At 58.1% G+C, this 16,520-nt stretch carries 16 protein-coding genes; 3 read left to right on the forward strand and 13 right to left on the reverse strand.

Going from position 1 to position 16,520, the window contains the following annotated elements; genetic code table 11:
* Positions 1-224: 224 nt before the first annotated feature.
* Complete coding sequence (gene dapE, locus BMZ63_RS00545; protein WP_091700315.1) at positions 225-1,355, forward strand: succinyl-diaminopimelate desuccinylase; 1,131 nt, start codon at positions 225-227, stop codon at positions 1,353-1,355.
* 77 nt (positions 1,356-1,432) lie between these two features.
* On the opposite strand, the gene BMZ63_RS00550 is transcribed toward dapE, so the two are convergent.
* The gene (locus BMZ63_RS00550; protein ID WP_091700317.1) at positions 1,433-1,651 is read right to left on the reverse strand and encodes a SlyX family protein; all 219 of its coding nucleotides are present in this window, start codon (positions 1,649-1,651) and stop codon (positions 1,433-1,435) included.
* Positions 1,652-1,771: 120 nt separating this feature from the next.
* On the opposite strand from BMZ63_RS00550, the gene BMZ63_RS15205 reads away from it, so the two are divergent.
* Positions 1,772-2,314 (forward strand): cold-shock protein, encoded by a 543-nt coding sequence (locus BMZ63_RS15205; RefSeq protein ID WP_091700319.1) that lies wholly within the window; start codon positions 1,772-1,774, stop codon positions 2,312-2,314.
* A gap of 75 nt (positions 2,315-2,389) precedes the next feature.
* Here the strand turns inward: BMZ63_RS15205 and BMZ63_RS00560 are convergent, their stop codons facing one another.
* From BMZ63_RS00560 to BMZ63_RS00590, 7 genes are all read right to left on the reverse strand, one after another.
* The gene (locus tag BMZ63_RS00560) at positions 2,390-2,764 is read right to left on the reverse strand and encodes a hypothetical protein (protein WP_091700321.1); all 375 of its coding nucleotides are present in this window, start codon (positions 2,762-2,764) and stop codon (positions 2,390-2,392) included.
* Positions 2,736-4,154, reverse strand: a complete 1,419-nt coding sequence (locus tag BMZ63_RS00565; protein WP_091700322.1) for a hypothetical protein — start codon at positions 4,152-4,154, stop codon at positions 2,736-2,738. Before BMZ63_RS00565 ends, BMZ63_RS00560 begins: the two co-directional genes overlap by 29 nt.
* Positions 4,155-4,196: 42 nt before the next feature.
* Positions 4,197-4,637, reverse strand: coding sequence for a VOC family protein (locus BMZ63_RS00570; protein ID WP_091700324.1), 441 nt, complete (start codon positions 4,635-4,637; stop codon positions 4,197-4,199).
* Positions 4,638-4,751: 114 nt separating this feature from the next.
* A complete protein-coding gene (locus BMZ63_RS00575) occupies positions 4,752-6,479 on the reverse strand; it encodes a sugar phosphorylase (RefSeq protein WP_091700326.1) in 1,728 nt (575 codons plus the stop codon).
* A complete protein-coding gene (locus BMZ63_RS00580) occupies positions 6,476-7,699 on the reverse strand; it encodes a glycosyltransferase family protein (protein ID WP_091700328.1) in 1,224 nt (407 codons plus the stop codon). Before BMZ63_RS00580 ends, BMZ63_RS00575 begins: the two co-directional genes overlap by 4 nt.
* Positions 7,700-7,712: 13 nt before the next feature.
* On the reverse strand, positions 7,713-8,513 hold the full coding sequence (locus BMZ63_RS00585; RefSeq protein WP_091700330.1) for an HAD-IIB family hydrolase: 801 nt from the start codon (positions 8,511-8,513) through the stop codon (positions 7,713-7,715).
* Positions 8,495-9,403: a hypothetical protein gene (locus BMZ63_RS00590; protein ID WP_091700331.1), complete on the reverse strand. Its 909-nt coding sequence runs from the start codon at positions 9,401-9,403 to the stop codon at positions 8,495-8,497. The genes BMZ63_RS00585 and BMZ63_RS00590 overlap by 19 nt, the downstream gene beginning before the upstream one ends.
* 102 nt (positions 9,404-9,505) lie before the next feature.
* Here BMZ63_RS00590 and BMZ63_RS00595 point away from each other — a divergent pair, with 102 nt between their 5' ends.
* Complete coding sequence (locus BMZ63_RS00595; RefSeq protein ID WP_091700333.1) at positions 9,506-10,960, forward strand: protein adenylyltransferase SelO; 1,455 nt, start codon at positions 9,506-9,508, stop codon at positions 10,958-10,960.
* A gap of 57 nt (positions 10,961-11,017) precedes the next feature.
* Here BMZ63_RS00595 and BMZ63_RS00600 read toward each other — a convergent pair whose 3' ends face one another.
* From BMZ63_RS00600 to fliD, 5 genes are all read right to left on the reverse strand, one after another.
* Positions 11,018-12,346, reverse strand: a complete 1,329-nt coding sequence (locus BMZ63_RS00600; protein WP_227663633.1) for an AmpG family muropeptide MFS transporter — start codon at positions 12,344-12,346, stop codon at positions 11,018-11,020.
* Between the two features lie 107 nt (positions 12,347-12,453).
* A complete protein-coding gene (locus tag BMZ63_RS00605; RefSeq protein ID WP_091700335.1) occupies positions 12,454-12,936 on the reverse strand; it encodes a YajQ family cyclic di-GMP-binding protein in 483 nt (160 codons plus the stop codon).
* Positions 12,937-13,149: 213 nt separating this feature from the next.
* Entirely contained in the window at positions 13,150-14,364 is a 1,215-nt protein-coding gene (locus BMZ63_RS00610; protein ID WP_091700336.1) for an argininosuccinate synthase, read from the reverse strand.
* Between the two features lie 131 nt (positions 14,365-14,495).
* Positions 14,496-14,903, reverse strand: a complete 408-nt coding sequence (gene fliS / locus BMZ63_RS00615; protein WP_091700338.1) for a flagellar export chaperone FliS — start codon at positions 14,901-14,903, stop codon at positions 14,496-14,498.
* 63 nt (positions 14,904-14,966) lie between these two features.
* Positions 14,967-16,379 (reverse strand): flagellar filament capping protein FliD, encoded by a 1,413-nt coding sequence (fliD, locus tag BMZ63_RS00620; protein ID WP_091700340.1) that lies wholly within the window; start codon positions 16,377-16,379, stop codon positions 14,967-14,969.
* Positions 16,380-16,520 lie beyond the last annotated feature (141 nt).

The raw sequence follows: 16,520 nt of genomic DNA on the forward strand, positions 1-16,520 counted from the left end.
AATCCACGGAAGAACACGGAAAGAAAAGATGAAAAGATTTTTTTAGCCACTAAATCCACGAAAGAACACGAAATTAAAAAAACGACAAGTTATTATCTTTAATCATTTTTTAGTGTTCTTTCGTGGGTTTCGTGGCGAAACAGTCTTTGTCTTTTATTTTTCCGTGTTCTTCCGTGGATTCCGTGGCAAAACTTCTTTTAAGTTGTGTATCTAAAGGCCACCCCATGTCTCTATCTCCCACACTAAAACTCGCCAAAGACCTCATTAGCCGCCGCTCAGTCACGCCGGACGATGCTGGCTGCCAGGAGCTGATGATGTCCCGGCTGGCGCCCCTGGGCTTCACCGGCGAGAACCTGCGGTTTGGGGAGGTGGACAACCTCTGGGCGCGCAAGGGCACCGACGGCCCGGTGCTGGCCTTTGCCGGCCATACCGACGTGGTGCCAACCGGCCCGGAACAGAACTGGGCACACGCACCGTTCGACCCGGTAATCAAAGACGGCTACCTGTACGGCCGTGGCGCAGCAGACATGAAAGGCAGCCTGGCGGCATTCATCACCGCCTGCGAACGCTTCGTGGCCAACTGCCCGAATCACCGGGGCTCCATCGCCCTGCTGATCACCAGCGACGAAGAGGGCCCGGCCAAAGACGGCACGGTGAAAGTGGTGGAAACCCTGGAGGCCCGCAACGAGAAGATCGACTGGTGCCTGATTGGCGAGCCTTCCAGTACCCATGAAGTGGGCGATGTCATCAAGAACGGCCGGCGCGGCTCCCTGCATGGTTACCTGACCGTGCACGGGATTCAGGGCCACGTGGCCTACCCGCACCTGGCGGAAAACCCGGTGCATGCGGTTGCCCCGGCCCTCGATGCCCTGGCCAACGAATTCTGGGACAACGGCAACGACTTCTTCCCGCCAACCACCTTCCAGATCACCAAAATCCAATCCGGCACTGGCAGCAACGTCATCCCCGGCGAATGCCTGGTGCACTTCAACTTCCGTTACTGCACGGAAAACAGTGCCGAAAGCCTGGAAGAGCGCGTGGTGGCCATCCTTGACCGCCACAAGCTGAAGTACGACCTGCAGTGGCACCTGAGTGGCCGCCCCTTCCTGACCGACAAGGGCGCGCTGGTCACCGCCAGCCAGGAGGCGATTCGCACCGTTACCGGCCGTGAAACCGAACTGTCCACCTCCGGCGGCACCTCCGATGGCCGTTTCATTGCCCCCACCGGCGCCCAAGTGGTGGAACTCGGCCCGCTGAACGCCACCATTCACAAGATCGACGAATGCGTGAAAGCGGACGATCTGGATACGCTTTCAGAGATTTACGAGCGGATTCTGGTGGATTTGCTGGGGTGATTTTTTGCCACGAAATCCACGAAAGAACACTAAAAAACACTTATTGTTTTTGAATTTCGTGGATTTCGTGGCAAATTTTAATAATGCGGAGGTGGCGTTTCCTCTTCCTCTTTTTTGATGTTGGAAGGGGAAATATCCTTCAGCTGCTTGTGCAGCATCTGCTTGGCATCCCACAGCTCGCGAATGTCCAGTTCCTGCTTCGCCACCTGCTCGCTCAGGGTGTTGATCACGTCATCCTGGAACGCCAGGCGCATTTCCAGTTCGGCAATTCGGTTTTCCAGCGTGTTTTCGCTCATCAGGTTTGGTCAGCCCTTTCTGTAATCTGGTATCATGCCGCCTTTTACGGCCAGACATGCCATGTTACCCGATGTCCGGCTTTTTATCGTTAGCGTCAACCCATGGAGAATATTCAGCCAATGCGTAATCCAGCCAAAGCGATCCTTGTTTCCGTTCTGATCGCAATTCCGGCACCCTTTATCCTCGCCCTGCTGCTCACCAGCACCCCGCAACCACTCAGAATTCTGTCAGATGGCGGTGTTCTGGAGGCGCTCGGCAGTACCGGTGGTGTAGCCGCTTACCTCATGGCCTTCGTTATTTTTGCCATTGCAGGCTTTATCGCCATTGCGCTTTCCGCCAAGCAACAAGCCAGCGCTCCGGCTGCCCGTAAAAGCAACAAGGCCCCGCGCTCCAAGCCGGCGAAACCCCAGAATAACGTTGAAGAAGACGATTTCGACGACGGCTCCCCCGAGGGCGACGAAGAAGGCACCGTGAAATGGTTCAACGTCAAGAAAGGCTTCGGCTTTATCGTGCGTGACGGTGGCGATGAAATCTTCGTACACTTCCGCGCCATCCGTGGCCGCGGCCGCCGCGTTCTGCGCCAGGGCCAGCTGGTTCGCTTCAATGTGGTTGAAGCCGACAAGGGCCTGCAGGCGGATAACGTGTCTATTCTGAGCGATTAAACGAACCAAGCTTGCCTAAAAGGCACCGGGTGGGCTTTTCCAAAACACGCCCGGTGCCTTGCTCCCCCTTGGTGGCTAATTCCAAACCACCTTCTGCTCACCACGGCTATCCAGCCGCCACCACTTCTCTTCTTCCACCGGATCTCCCTCTTTCCAGTCCCCGGGGCTGCAGCGAATCTCGGTTTCCATCGAACGCCAGGCGCTGCGGGCGCACTCCAGGTCTGTGTTCCAGGGCAGTTTTTCTCCCTCCAGCAGCACACAGGTAAACCGTTTACCGAAAGCTCCAGGGTACAGGCTGATCCGCAAGCGTGCCTGGCGGTAATAGCCTGTACCCTTCACAACTTTGGATGCATCCCGGTCATCCAGCTCCAGTTGATCCAACTGCCCGGCGAGCCAGCCGGAAACCGCCTCCGGCTGAAGATCACGAATGTAAATTTCCAGGTCTTGCACCTGCGGTTTCTCCCTGCGTCAGTTTATTGTCAGGCGTATAGTGAACCGGCCCGTCCGTGCCTGCAAGCCAGGGCATCGGTTCGGCCTCCAAATCTTCAGTCAATAAGATTCGCAAGGTGCCGTTGTGTTTTCGGGCCTGCCAGCGAAGGTCTTCCCTCGCCAGCCTTTGCTCCAGGAACTTGAGCGACGTTTCCAGTTCCTGACAGGGCTCATCCCCCCTGGCCATCGCCAACAAAAAGCGGCTTTGCAGAGCCTGCTGACGGGCATCCAGAGCCAGGCTTTCCAGGGGCCCCCGGCTGGCAAACAGGTTTTGCCGGGCAGCCGCCTGTTCCAGCCACTGCAGCAGCGTACCGGGCGTCATTTTTCCATCCGCAGCGTGGGAGGCTGCAAAATTGAGGGCACCGGCGGATAACTGAACCTTGTGGCGCAGCTCGATGGTTGGCTGATGAAGGGAAGCTACAGCCCGAAGCTGTTCACCACTTACCTCTGGTGTGCAGTACACCGGACAATCCCGGGCCAATAACAGCGACAGCCGCTGCAGCACCCGTGAGTCCGGGCGCTGCCGCCGACTGATCAGCAGCACCGGGCCCGGCCAGCAGTACAAAAGCTCTGAAAGCCCGGAGCTGACAGAGCCCAGCAGGGCAAGCAATGCCGACGGTGAGGTGTGGTCCAGAACCAGCAGGCGGCTGCGCAGGTCTTCACCGGATGCAGGCCAAACGTGCAGATCCCGCAGGCAACCACACACATCCGCCTCGCTGCGGGCATCCAGAAACACTTTGCCAAGCGCGGGCGTTTTCTGCAGTAACATCAGCCAGGTGGTTTTACCGGCACCTTCCGGGCCATGCAACCAGGCCAGCGACCGGGGCCTTGTCGCCAGCGCCACAGTGATATCTTCCGCCAGCCGTTGCCAGGCCATATCCGGCATCGCCAACGGCACCGGGTGCCGCCCCTCCGGCTCGCCTTCTTCCGGTGATTTCTCCTCCGGTTTATGGGGCCAGCGCCGCACCAGCTCCAACACCGCCACGTAAGCACGGTCCTGCAGGCGCTCGCAATCATGCGCCAGAACCTGCAACAACTGCGGCCACTGCAACCAGGCCGACGGTGTGACTTCCCGGGCGCGGGACAGCCAGTAGACCAGTTGCGAGGACAGCTGGCCGTCGTTATGGACTTCACTGACAATGGGCTGCTCAGCCTGAATGGTGCGCACCAGCTCATCCAGATCCACGCCCTGGCGCACCAGAAATGGGGCAAGGGCGGGAACCGAATACAGTAACGCCAGCAAAAAATCCTCAGCGGTAATTACATAGCCGCCATGGCGGGCGACGGTATCGCGGGCAAGAACCAGTGCGCTCTGGCAATCCGGTGCCAGACATTGCTGCCAGTCTTCCATGCTGGGCTCCTTCCTTGGGTTTGGGGTGTCGTCCTGATGCTATCACCAGGTCCCGGTATTCTCCATACTCGCCCAGGGCTCTTTCGGCTCCAGCGCCTCACCTTTTTGCAGCAGTTCGATGGAAATATCATCCGGTGTGCGAATGAACGCCATGTGGCCGTCCCGTGGCGGGCGGTTGATGGTGACGCCGTTGGCCTGCAACTTCTCGCACAGGGCATAGATATCATCCACCCGATACGCCAGGTGCCCGAAATTGCGGCCACCGGTGTATTCCTCCGGGTCCCAGTTGTAGGTCAGTTCAATCATCGGGGCCTTATCTTCCCGGGCCCGGGCCTCATCTTCCGGCGCCGCCAGGAACACCAGCGTAAACCGCCCCTTTTCACTGCTTTTCCGGTTGATCTCCACCATACCCAGCAGATCACAGAAAAAGTGCAGCGTATCGTCCAGGTTACTGACGCGAATCATCGTGTGTAGGTATTGCATAACCCCTCCTCGTCAAAACTCCAGTATAAGAATCCACTGGGGTCGGGTACAGGGTCGGGTACGGGACCCGACCCCGGACCGGGTACGGGGTCGGACCTTGTACCCGACCCCGGATTAGCGGTTGGAGAGCCAGAGGCTTTGGTAAGGTTTCAGGGTGACGGTGGCAGTCAGGTCAGTAACGGGCTGGCCGGTAAGCAGGTCGGTCCATTCGTCGGTGCCGATCAGGTTGATGTCGCCCAGCGCCACCTGCTGGGGTTCACAGCTGATGTTGTGAATGCAGAACAAAGACTGGTCGCGCCGGGTGCTCTGACGCCAGAAACCAAACAGCTGCAGCCCCAGGTGCAGGGTGAACTGGGTCGCATTAGGATGGAACGCCGGCTGGGCCCGGCGTATGGCGATCAGGCGTTTGAGTTCGTGGAACACCTGGCCGTGGTGACTGCTCCGGTCTGCCAATACCTGCTCCAGTTCCGCCAGCTGGCACTGGCTGCGGTTGATCGAGCGCAGGCGCCCGGTATGCTCCACGCGGGAATAGTCATTCTCCGTTGCCAACAAACTGTGAATGTAGAACGCCGGAATCCCCTCCAGCGCCAGCATGATGGTGTGGGCACACAAGAATCGCTGCAACTGCCAGTGATCCGCACCCCCAGACGCGGTGCCGCTCAGGGCGTTCCACAGGGCAATGTTGATCTCATAGGGCTGATCCCGACCGTCGGCCGTGCGCCGGTAAGACACCTTGCCACCAAACGATTCCATGGTATTCACCAGCCGCTGGCGCTCTTCATCGTCCAGCAAGCCGTCGGTGGGGCGCAGGCCGATGCCATCGTGGGAGGCAATGAAATTCAGATAGGTGGTACCCATTTGCGCCGGCGGCATGCTCATCAGCCAGGTTTTCAGGTGACGGCAGTTACCGGTCACCAGGGTGTTGATCAACAGGGGTGGCAGCGAGAAGTTATACACCGCATGCGCCTCGTTGGCGTTGCCGAAGTACGTCAGGTTCTCGCGATTGGGCACGTTAGTTTCGGTAATCACCATGGCATCCGGCGTATGGTGCTCAATCAGCAACCGCAGAACCTTGATCAGCTCATGGGTTTGCTGAAGGTGAATGCAGGTTGTGCCTGGCTCCTTCCAGAGAAACGCCACGGCATCCATTCGAAAAACGCGCACACCGTGTTCCAGGTACTGGCGGATAATAGCCGCAAACTCCAACAACACCCGGGGATTGGCGAAGTTCAGGTCCACCTGATCTTCACTGAACGTACACCAGACCAGCCTTTCCCCGTCGTCCGTCTGAACCGGACTCAACAGGGGCGAGGTGCGCGGCCGCACCACCCGGCTGATATCATCACCCGGGCGGGCCTCGAAGAAGTAATCCCTGCCCGGGTCCAGCCGTTTGCGAAAATTCTCGAACCAGCGGCTGCGGGCCGACATGTGATTGATCACCAGGTCCGCCATCAGTCGGTAATCCCTTGCAATGGCTTCCACATCCGCCCAGCTTCCGTGGGCCTCGTTAACCGCCAGGTAATCCATCACCGCAAAGCCGTCGTCCGAGCTGTAGGGAAAGAACGGCAGAATGTGCACCGCACTCACCGAATCCCGCAGACAGTCATCGAGAAAACGCTTGAGCGTTCGCAGGGGCTTCTCCCCCTCCCGCTGCACGGAGTCCGCATAGGTAATCAGAAATACATCCCGCTGATCCCACAGATTCTGGTGGGTTGGCGGGGAAGGCGTGTTTTGAGCCAGGCCCATGGCAGCCAGCAGGCTTTCGGCCAGTGCGTCGCAATCATGGGCCGGGTACACCGCCTGCAGCATCGCCTCCAGGCGGCTGGCCAGGGGCTGGGTCATGGTCGAAATTCCTGGTTATCCAGCTCCACCGCTTCCAGCAGTTGCTCCCGGATCTCCGGCAGCGCGCTGGTTACCCGGTTCCAGCTGGGGATGAACGGCGTATCCATGGGGTTTTCCAGGAAATAATGGCCGGCTTCCATCACGTTTCTGGCAAACAGCTCCACCGCCTTTTCTTCCTTGTGGCGATCGAAATCCAACCCGTTGATCATGGCGTCGTTCTGGTAGGTTTCGACAAAATCCAGCGCAATGCGGAAATAAGCGGCCTTGATGGTGCGGATTTTCTCGGTGGAGAACACCTCCCCGTTGGTCGCCAGCTTGCGAAACAGCGCCTTGGCGATGTCCAGGCTCATTTTCGAGAGACCCTTGGTGGCGTCCTCCGGCGACAGCTCCTGATGTTTGTGGTCATACACATCGGCAATATCCACCTGGCACAGGCGATTGGTGGCGTGATTGCGCTTCATTTCCGACAACACCCCGATTTCCAGCCCCCAGTCGCTGGGAATGCGCAGGTCGTTAATCACATCCGTGCGGAAGGAAAATTCACCCGCCAGGGGGTAGCGAAAGCTGTCCAGGTACTCCAGGATTTCGTTGCTCCCACAGACCTTTTTGAGCGAGCGCAGCAAAGGCGTGACCAGCAAACGGCTGACCCGGCCGTTCATCTTGCTGTCCGCCACCCTGGCGTAATAGCCCTTACAAAACATGTAGTTGAAGTTCGGGTTGGCGACCGGATAAATCAGCCTGGCCAGCAAGTCCCGGGAGTAGGTCAGAATATCGCAATCATGCAGCGCCACCGATTTGCTCACGCCGGAGGCCAGCACGTAACCAAAGCAGTACCACACATTCCGGCCTTTACCCATTTCGGTAGGCGCCAGGTTTTGTGCCTTGAGTTTGGCATCCAGCGCCGTCAGGCGCGGGCCGTCATTCCAGAGCACCCGAAAAGGCTGCGGCAGTTCGGAGAAATACTCCAGCGCGTGCCGGTATTGCGCCTCGTCCGCACGGTCCAGGCCAATCACGATCTCGCTGAGGTACGGCACTTTGGTGAGTTCATGAACAATGTTTTTCAGCGCCGGACCTTCGAGTTCCGAATACAGTGACGGCAAAACCAGCGACATGGGCCGCGCCTTGCTGAACCGGGAAAGATCCTCCTCAATGTCGTCTACCGGCCGGCGCACCAGGTTGTGCAGGGTGGTTACGATGCCATTCTGATAAAAATCGCCCATGGCGCTGTCCTCGTCAGTAACCGTACTCGAACAAAAGGTTGAGCACGCAGTCATTCCAGCCCGCCGGGCCGGGTTTGATCGAGCGCATGGCATGCCTGCGGGCCGACAGCACCACCTGGTCGCTGTTTACGCCACGAATAACCACCGCGATATCGGCGCTCTCCAGCATGCGCTGGTCGTTGGGGCTGTCGCCCAAAGCGATCGACACCGGCTTCTTGCCAAAACGCTCTCGATACTTACCCAGCAAGAAGCGGGCCCCATCGGCTTTATCGAACTGCCCCATCACATGATAAAAACGCCCGCCCTGCACCAGGCGCAGGTTCTCTTCCGCCAGCGCTGCCTCGAAGGCTTTCAATTCCTCGTCGCTGCCCTGCCACAACAACGGCTCGGTCCCGTGGCGCCGCTGTGCTCGCGCGGCCATGTCCGGCGCCAGTCCGGTATATTCCGCCAGCTGCTCAACCGACATATCCGCGAAGCCCAGAAACGGCGCACCGTCCTCACGCAAGTCCTGGAGAACGGATAACAGCACTTCCCGGGATGCCCCAAAATGGATCGCCTTGTCATCCGCCGCGCCCATCCACGGGGCAGGCAACACCACCGCCGCACCGTTTTCGACGATATAAGGTTCGCGGTTGTCCAGTTCCTCCCGAAGCGACTCGATTTCCGCGGCAGTCTTGCTGGAACTGAGCACCACCGGAATGCCGGCTGCCTGTAGCCGCTCAAGCGCAGGCGTTGCCGGCTGCCAGGAATAGGTGTCGTGGTCCAGTAACGTGCCATCCAGATCAGTGAAAATAATCAGTTGCGGGTGTTCCATACCGGAGCCTCCATGATGTGGTCTTCGCCCACCGGAATCAGTACATCCGCCCGGGCCGGCAACTCGCGCAGGCAGTGTTCGGTGACCCGTTGATAATGCATGACAAAACGTTGCACTTCGTTGTCACTCATAATACGCAACCCCGGTGCGCCGGCGTAACGCTGTGCCAGCTTTTGCTCCTGCAGCCGTCGCCACTGCAACACACACTCCATGGACGGTGCTTTTAACATCACCAGCCAGTCCAGTCTGTGGAAGAACGACCGGTAACCGGTTTCCAGACACTCATTCACGTATCGCCGCCACAGTCCCTCGGGATCTTCATTCGCTTCCAGCGCATTGACAGGATTGATCAGGGCCGGCTCCCGCTGGGGTGTGGCGCCCAGGCACCAGCCCTCCAGAAGAATCACCTTTGCCGGGCCTTCAAACACCGGCCAGTCCGCCTCGGGAACCCGGTCGTCGGTGGCTTTGTCGAATGAGGGAATGGCGGTGATATCGCCGGGCCTCGCGGCCAGCAGCTGATCCAGTACCCGATTGCCCAGCGCCAGATCATGAGAGCCCGGCACCCCGCGGGTTGCCAGCAACGGGTGCACACTGCGGGCAAGGTGTTCCCGCTCATCTCTGGTAAGGTAGAAGTCATCAAGCGACAGGCTGACCGCCGGGCAATGCCAGTGCCACCTGAGCAATTTGCTGAGAAACAGCGCCAGCGTGGATTTTCCAGTCCCCTGGGCACCGTGAATGCCAACAATCACCGGCCGGTTTTGTCGCTTTTGCAACGCCACAATCGCTTCGACCAGAGGCACAATGGTGGTGGCCACAGTGGTTTTGTAGCCGGGCGGGAGGTGTTCCCGGGCGATGAGGGTGTTGATGGTTTTGCGGAATTCGCTGGACATGGAATACCTATTTTCTGAGCTTGCCGACATACTCCCAAGTATAGGTAGATAAACCCAGCAGAATTCATACCAGTCACTAATTGATGAACACATAGGCCCCATATGACCAACCAGAGCTTCCGCGTGGAACACCGCTATCTGGAACTGCCAGACAGCTTCTACACCCGCGTACAGCCCAAGCCCCTGAAGGGCGCCAAAATGGTCTGCTTCAACCACAAACTGGCCGGGCAGATGGGCTTTCACGTCAATAACGAGAGCGACTGGACGGCCGTGGGCGCCGGCGCCGAACTCCTGGAAGGCATGGACCCGGTCGCGATGAAATACACCGGCCACCAGTTCGGCATGTACAACCCGGAACTGGGCGATGGCCGGGGCCTGTTGCTGTGGGAAACCGTCGCGCCAGACGGCACCCGGTGGGACTGGCACCTCAAAGGCGCTGGCACCACCCCCTATTCCCGCTTTGGCGACGGACGCGCGGTGCTGCGCTCCACCATTCGCGAGTACCTGTGCTCCGAAGCCATGCACGGGCTTGGCATTGCCACCACCCGGGCGCTGTTCATGGTCAGCGCCAAAGACCCGGTACGGCGGGAATCCATCGAAACCGCCGCCGCGCTCATGCGGGTGGCCAACAGCCATATTCGCTTCGGCCATTTCGAGTTCGCGGCCTATCACGAGGGGCCAGAAACGCTGCGCGCCCTGCTTGAACACGTCATCGCCCTGCATTTTCCCCATTTGATTGAATTGCCGGAGGACGAACGCCATGGCCGCTGGTTTGGGGAAGTGGTCGCCCGCACCGCCCGGCTGATTGCCGACTGGCAGGCGGTGGGCTTCTGCCATGGCGTGATGAACAGCGACAACATGTCGATCATCGGCGACACCTTCGACTATGGCCCCTATGCCCTCCTGGACGACTTTGACGCCGGGTTTGTATGCAATCACTCCGACCATGAAGGCCGCTACGCCTACAACCGCCAGCCACAGGTGGGCTTCACCAACTGCCAGATGCTGGCCAATGCATTACTGCCAGTGATGGGCGAAGATGCCGTGCGGGCCGGGCTGGAGCACTACGAAAGCGCTTACAACGAACGGTTCTTGCAAAACATGCGGGACAAGCTCGGCCTCGCCGAAACCGAGCCGGAAGACAGCAGCCTGATCATGGATACACTCACCCTGCTGCACGAACACCACGTGGACTACACCCGGTTCTTCCGCGCTCTTTCGAACCTGCATCGCGACGGCCACGCACCTGTGCGGGATTTGTTCGTCGACCGCAGCGTGGCGGACGAATGGCTGGAACGTTATGAATCCAGACTGACCAAAGAAACCCGCGCCCATGACGCCCGGGAACACGCCATGCGGGGCGTGAACCCCAAGTACATCCTGCGCAACTACCTGGCCCAGCAGGTGATTATGGAGGCCCAGAACGGCGACTACGCACCCATGAAAGAATTACTGCAAGTGCTGGCACGCCCCTTCGACGAACAACCAGAATTTGAAAGCTATGCCGCCCTGCCCCCGGACTGGGGCAAACACCTCAACATCAGTTGCTCATCTTAACCTTTTGGGGTCGGGTACGGGGTCGGGTACAGGGTCAGACCCCGTACCCGACCCCATTCATTCAGATTTGGGGGGCGCGAGGGCATCCAGACGGGCGCCGTGCTTCATCATGAACAGCACCAGGAAGATAGCGGGAACGCCCATCAAGCCCGCCAGCGTAAAGAATTCGGCGTAGCCGAAGTCCGCCACAACAATGCCGGAAAAACCGCCCAGGAACTTGCCCGGCAGGGTCATCAGCGAGCTGAACAGCGCGTATTGAGTGGCCGTGAAAGAAGCGCTGGTCATACTGGAGAGCCAGGCGATCAACGCCACATTGGCGATGCCGCCGGATAAGTTATCGGCGCTGACCACCACCGCCAGCGTGGCCACATTGGGCGGGTATTGGGCCAGCACAACAAACAGTAGGTTGGTGGCGGCGGTCATGATGGCACCAGCGAGCAGGATCTTGCGCACGCCATAACGCACCACCAGTACCCCACCCACCAGGGAGCCGACGATGGTCATAAAAAACCCGAAAATCTTGGTAACGTCCGCCACCTGGGTTTTCGAGAAACCCATGAAATCCAGGTAGAAGGGATTGGCCATCACGCCCATGGCGATGTCGGAAATCCGGTAAACCGCCACCAGAATCAGAATGGCGATAGCCAGCTCCCGGTAACGCTGGAAAAAATCCACAAACGGCCCGGCAATCGCCGCGTAGAACCAGCCGGCAAATTTGGCCAGGGCGGGAGGAAGGTGCGTGCGCCGGTCGGCCTCGGCTTTCACCTTTTCGGCAATATCGCTGGCCGCCGCAAAGTGATTCACCGCCGGCTCCCGCGACACCAGCACCGTTAGCGCCCCCACGCCAACCAACGCTGCCATTACCTGATAGGAAACGGTCCAGGAGAAGTATTCCGCCAGATATAAGGCCCCTGCCCCGGCCACCAACAACGCCAGGCGGTACCCGAAAATATAGGTGGCCGCCAAAGCCGCCTGCAGTCGCTCCTCGGCGATTTCAATCCGATAGGCATCAATGGCCACATCCTGAGTGGCGGAGGAAAACGCCACCAACAGACCACACAATGCCAGGGTCTGCGTGGCGGATACCGCATCGACCGTCGCCATCAGATACAGCCCGGTGGCAATGCCCGCCTGCGCCAGCAGAATCCAGCTGCGCCGTTTGCCGAAAAGCCGGTCCAGCACCGGCAATTTCAACCGATCAACAATCGGCGCCCAGAATACCTTGATGGAATAGGTAATACCCAGCCAGCTGAAAAACCCGATGGTGGCGGTCTCAACCCCCACATCCGCCAGCCTTGCGTTGAGCGTGGAAAACACCAGCAAAAACGGCAAGCCGGCGGAAAACCCCAAAAACAGCAGGGCAATCACCGGCCAACGGGTGTACACGTAAAGGCTTTCTTTCAGCAGGGCCAGGCGGTCGCGGGAGAAAATAGCAGGCCTCTCTTAAACCTTGGGGTCGGGTACGGGGTCAGACCCCGTACCCGACCCCATTATTAATCGCGGAAATTGTTGAACTGCAGTGGGACATCCAGTTCGGCTTCTTTCAGCATGGCGATGGCCTGTTGCAGGTCGTCACGCTTCTTGCCGGTCACACGCACTTTATCGCCCTGAATGCTGGCCTGGACCTTCATTTTCTGGTCCTTGATCATTTTGACGATCTTCTTGGCCATGTCGGTCTCAATGCCCTGCTTAAGGGTATAGTGCTGCTTGATCAGCTTGCCGGCTTTGCTGTCGCCTTCCTCGGCCAGGGCGCGCGGATCAATCTGGCGTTTGGCAAAGGCCATGCGAAGCATTTCTTTCAACTGCTCAAGCTGGAATTCCTGCTCGGCGCTCACGGTAATGGTCTTGTCGTTGAGTTCAATGTCGGCTTCCACATTCTTGAAGTCCCAGCGGTTGCCCAGATCGCGCTTGGCCTGGTCAACAGCGTTGGTGACTTCATGCATGTCGGTTTCGGAAACGATGTCGAAGGAAGGCATGGTGGTTCACTCTCCAGAAAGGCCCGTATAAACTGCGGGGTAGTATCGCATGGTTCAAACAAAAACGCCCAGCAGGAGCCGGGCGTTTAACGGGGTTGTAACTACCCCCTCTCCCTGGCCCTCTCCCACCAGGGGAGAGGGAATGTTTAGTCAAAACTTTGTGTAGCCCCTCTCCCCTGGCGGGAGAGGGGTTGGGGAGAGGGGGCGAAAAGCCTAAAGCTTCCTTCCCTTGCTGGCGGCAATCCGCAACCGCAGTGCGTTCAGCTTGATGAAGCCCTCCGCGTCTTTCTGATCATAAGCGCCTTCATCTTCCTCAAAGGTGGCGATCTTCTCGTCGAACAACGAGTCATCAGACTTACGGCCAACCACGTCCACGTTGCCCTTGTAGAGCTTCAGGCGAACCACGCCATTCACGTATTCCTGGGTGGTGTCGATCAGCGCCTGCAGTGCCTCGCGCTCCGGCGACCACCAGTAACCGTTGTAGATCACCTCGGCGTAACGCGGCATGATGCTGTCTTTCAGATGCGCCACTTCGCGGTCCAGGGTGATGGACTCGATGGCACGGTGGGCACGCAGCATGATGGTGCCGCCCGGGGTTTCATAACAGCCACGGGACTTCATGCCCACGTAACGGTTCTCGACAATATCGATCCGACCAATGCCGTTAGCGCCAGCCACCTTGTTCAGGTATTCCAGCACTTCGTGGGGCTTCATGTCCTGACCGTCGATGGCGGTAATGTCGCCCTGCTTGTAGGTCAGCTCAATGTAGGTGGGCTCGTCCGGTGCCTGCTCCGGAGACACGCTCCAGCGCCACATGTCTTCCTCGGCTTCCGCCCACGGGTCTTCCAGGTTGATGCCTTCGTAGGAGATGTGCAGCAGGTTGGCGTCCATGGAGTACGGGCTCTTGCCCTTCTTGCTGGTCTCCACCGGAATATTGCGCTCTTCGCAGTAGGCCATCAGCTTTTCGCGGGAATTCAGATCCCACTCACGCCAGGGCGCAATCACCTTCACGCCAGGCTTCAGCGCGTAGGCACCCAGCTCGAAACGCACCTGGTCGTTGCCCTTGCCGGTCGCACCGTGGGAGATGGCATCGGCGCCGGTCTCGTTAGCGATCTCGATCAGACGACGGGAAATCAGCGGGCGGGCAATGGAGGTACCCAGCAGGTACTCGCCCTCGTAGATGGTGTTGGCGCGGAACATCGGGAACACGTAGTCGCGCACGTACTCTTCGCGCAGGTCCTCGATGTAGATTTCCTTGACGCCCAGCGCCTCGGCTTTCGCACGCGCCGGCTCCACTTCCTCGCCCTGGCCGATGTCGGCGGTGAAGGTCACCACCTCGCAATCATAGGTATCCTGCAACCACCGTACGATCACGGAAGTATCCAGGCCACCGGAATAGGCCAGAACCACCTTTTTAATATCAGACATGCCCTTGCTCCAGACTGAACAGAATGGATGTATTGAATAGAAGGGCAATATTGTACTGGAGTGCGGGGGGAATGGCTATTGTCTCCCCCTCTCTCCCGCCAGGGGAGAGAGGGGGGGGCAAGGAAAGGAACTTAAACAGCCGCCTGCTGGGCCTGACCACTGACAACGTCCTGACGAATGCCATCCCAACCGTCTTTTACGGTGCGCAGCAGATCCTGAACTTCGTCAAGTTTGGCGATGTCGTTTTTTGCACTCGCTTCCAACAGAGAACGCTCCATGTAGTCATAAAGCGCTTCCAGCTGGGTTGAAAGCTCGCCGCCTTTTTCAAAGTCCAGGAAAGAACGCAGGCCACCAATAATCTCAATTGCCTTATTGAGCAGCTGACCTTTTCCAGCGTAGTCCTTCGCCTGCATACGGGCCTTAGCCATATTAATGCGCTCAATGGCACCGTTGTACAGCAACTGGATCAGCTTGTGCGGATCGGCATCGGTGATGCTGGTTTGGGTGTTAACGCGCTGATATGCCTGCAAACCGTTCATAATCTACCTCTTTGCATCATGTTCTAAGCCGTTTAACGGCACAAAGTCGTCAAACTTTAGAGTTTAACCGCCACTACCACCGCCACCGGATGGAGCCATTGCGGCCAGTTGTTGCTGCACATAATTGCCCGAGCTTTGTATTTGGGATATCAAGCGGTCTGCCGCCGTAAACTGGCTGATCAGCCGCTCCTCGTATGAGGCAATGCGGTCCGCCAGATCGTCCCGCTGATCCTGAATATCCTGCAACGTTGCATTGAGGCCATCTGTGCGATTAGACAGCAAACCGTCACTGCCCAGAAAACGCTCTGCGGACGCCACCATCTGAGTTGCGATGCCTTCGCCCTGGTCTGAATCAGCAAACAGGGTGGTCATCGCTTCAGGGTTCTCCTGCAGCTTTTCTTTAAACACTGCCTGATCAAACTGAAGCTTGCCGGTGCCCGGATCGGTTTTTATCCCGACATCGGCCAGCATTCGAATTGGCGAATTTTCCAAACCCGAAGGAATATTGGTTAATTGCTGACGAAGATCGTTTTGCAAGCCCCGAATCGTGGCATCGCCAGAAAGCACCCCGCCCTGCTCAGAGACCGATTTGTAGCCCGACACATTTTTAATCTGGTCCTGCAATGCATTGAACTTATCGACAAAGGCCTGCACCTTGTCCGCAACCGCGCCCGGGTCCTGATCCACTTTGACCGTTGAAGTGCCGGTAGAGGAAACGTTGAAGGTGACACCATCAACCACATTCTCAATGGTATTGCTGGAACGGGTAACCGTAATGCCATTGATGTCCAGAATCGCATCCTTGGCGGCAACGGTCTCTTCCATGTTGGAAGTCGCTCCATCGAACGCAAAACGGGAGAGCCCATCACTATCGGTATTACTGCCGACATCATCAGCTACTGTTACCGATATCTCATTGGCCGTACCGGATTCATCCGAGGACATAACCAGCCGGTAGCCACTACCGGTATCGACGATACCGGCCGATACACCGGCATTGGCATCGTTGATGGCATCAGCAATGCCCTGAAGCGTGTTATTCGAGCTATCGATGGTGATGTCGGTGGAGTTGCCACCCACATTCAGGGTCAGCGTGCCGGTGCCCATCGCCGTTGTGTCACGGTCCGCCTGTTCGGTTGAGGCCAAGGACTGAGCCCGGGCAAGCTGCTGGACATCCACCGAATAGTTACCACGATTGGCTTTCGAGGAATCCAGGGTCACCCCCACAACGCCCTCATTGGACGAAGACGCCGTATAGGCCTTCATGCTATCCGACTTGCTGAGAGCCTCCATCGGGCTTTTCAGACCTTCCAGCGCACTTCGAATCTTGCCGAAAGCAGAGATCTTTGATTGAGTTTCAGCTTCCCGCCGATTGAGCCTCGTTTCGGTGGGGGCACGCTCCGCCTCAACTAACTGATTGACCAAATCATTGGAAAATATCCCGGAACCAGCCCCGAGCGATGAAATTGATGCCATGACTCTGCCTCCTGAAAAGGCTCTTTAAACTCTATACACCGTTTAACGGCTGAAAGCGGCAAACTTTTGCCTCTTATTGAAACTTTAACATTACCACTTCGAAATCTTGCTTCGCTCCAAACCGAAAAGCCGCCGGACCCG

It is taken from the genome of Marinobacter persicus, from assembly GCF_900114155.1.
Classification (GTDB): Bacteria; Pseudomonadota; Gammaproteobacteria; order Pseudomonadales; family Oleiphilaceae; genus Marinobacter; species Marinobacter persicus.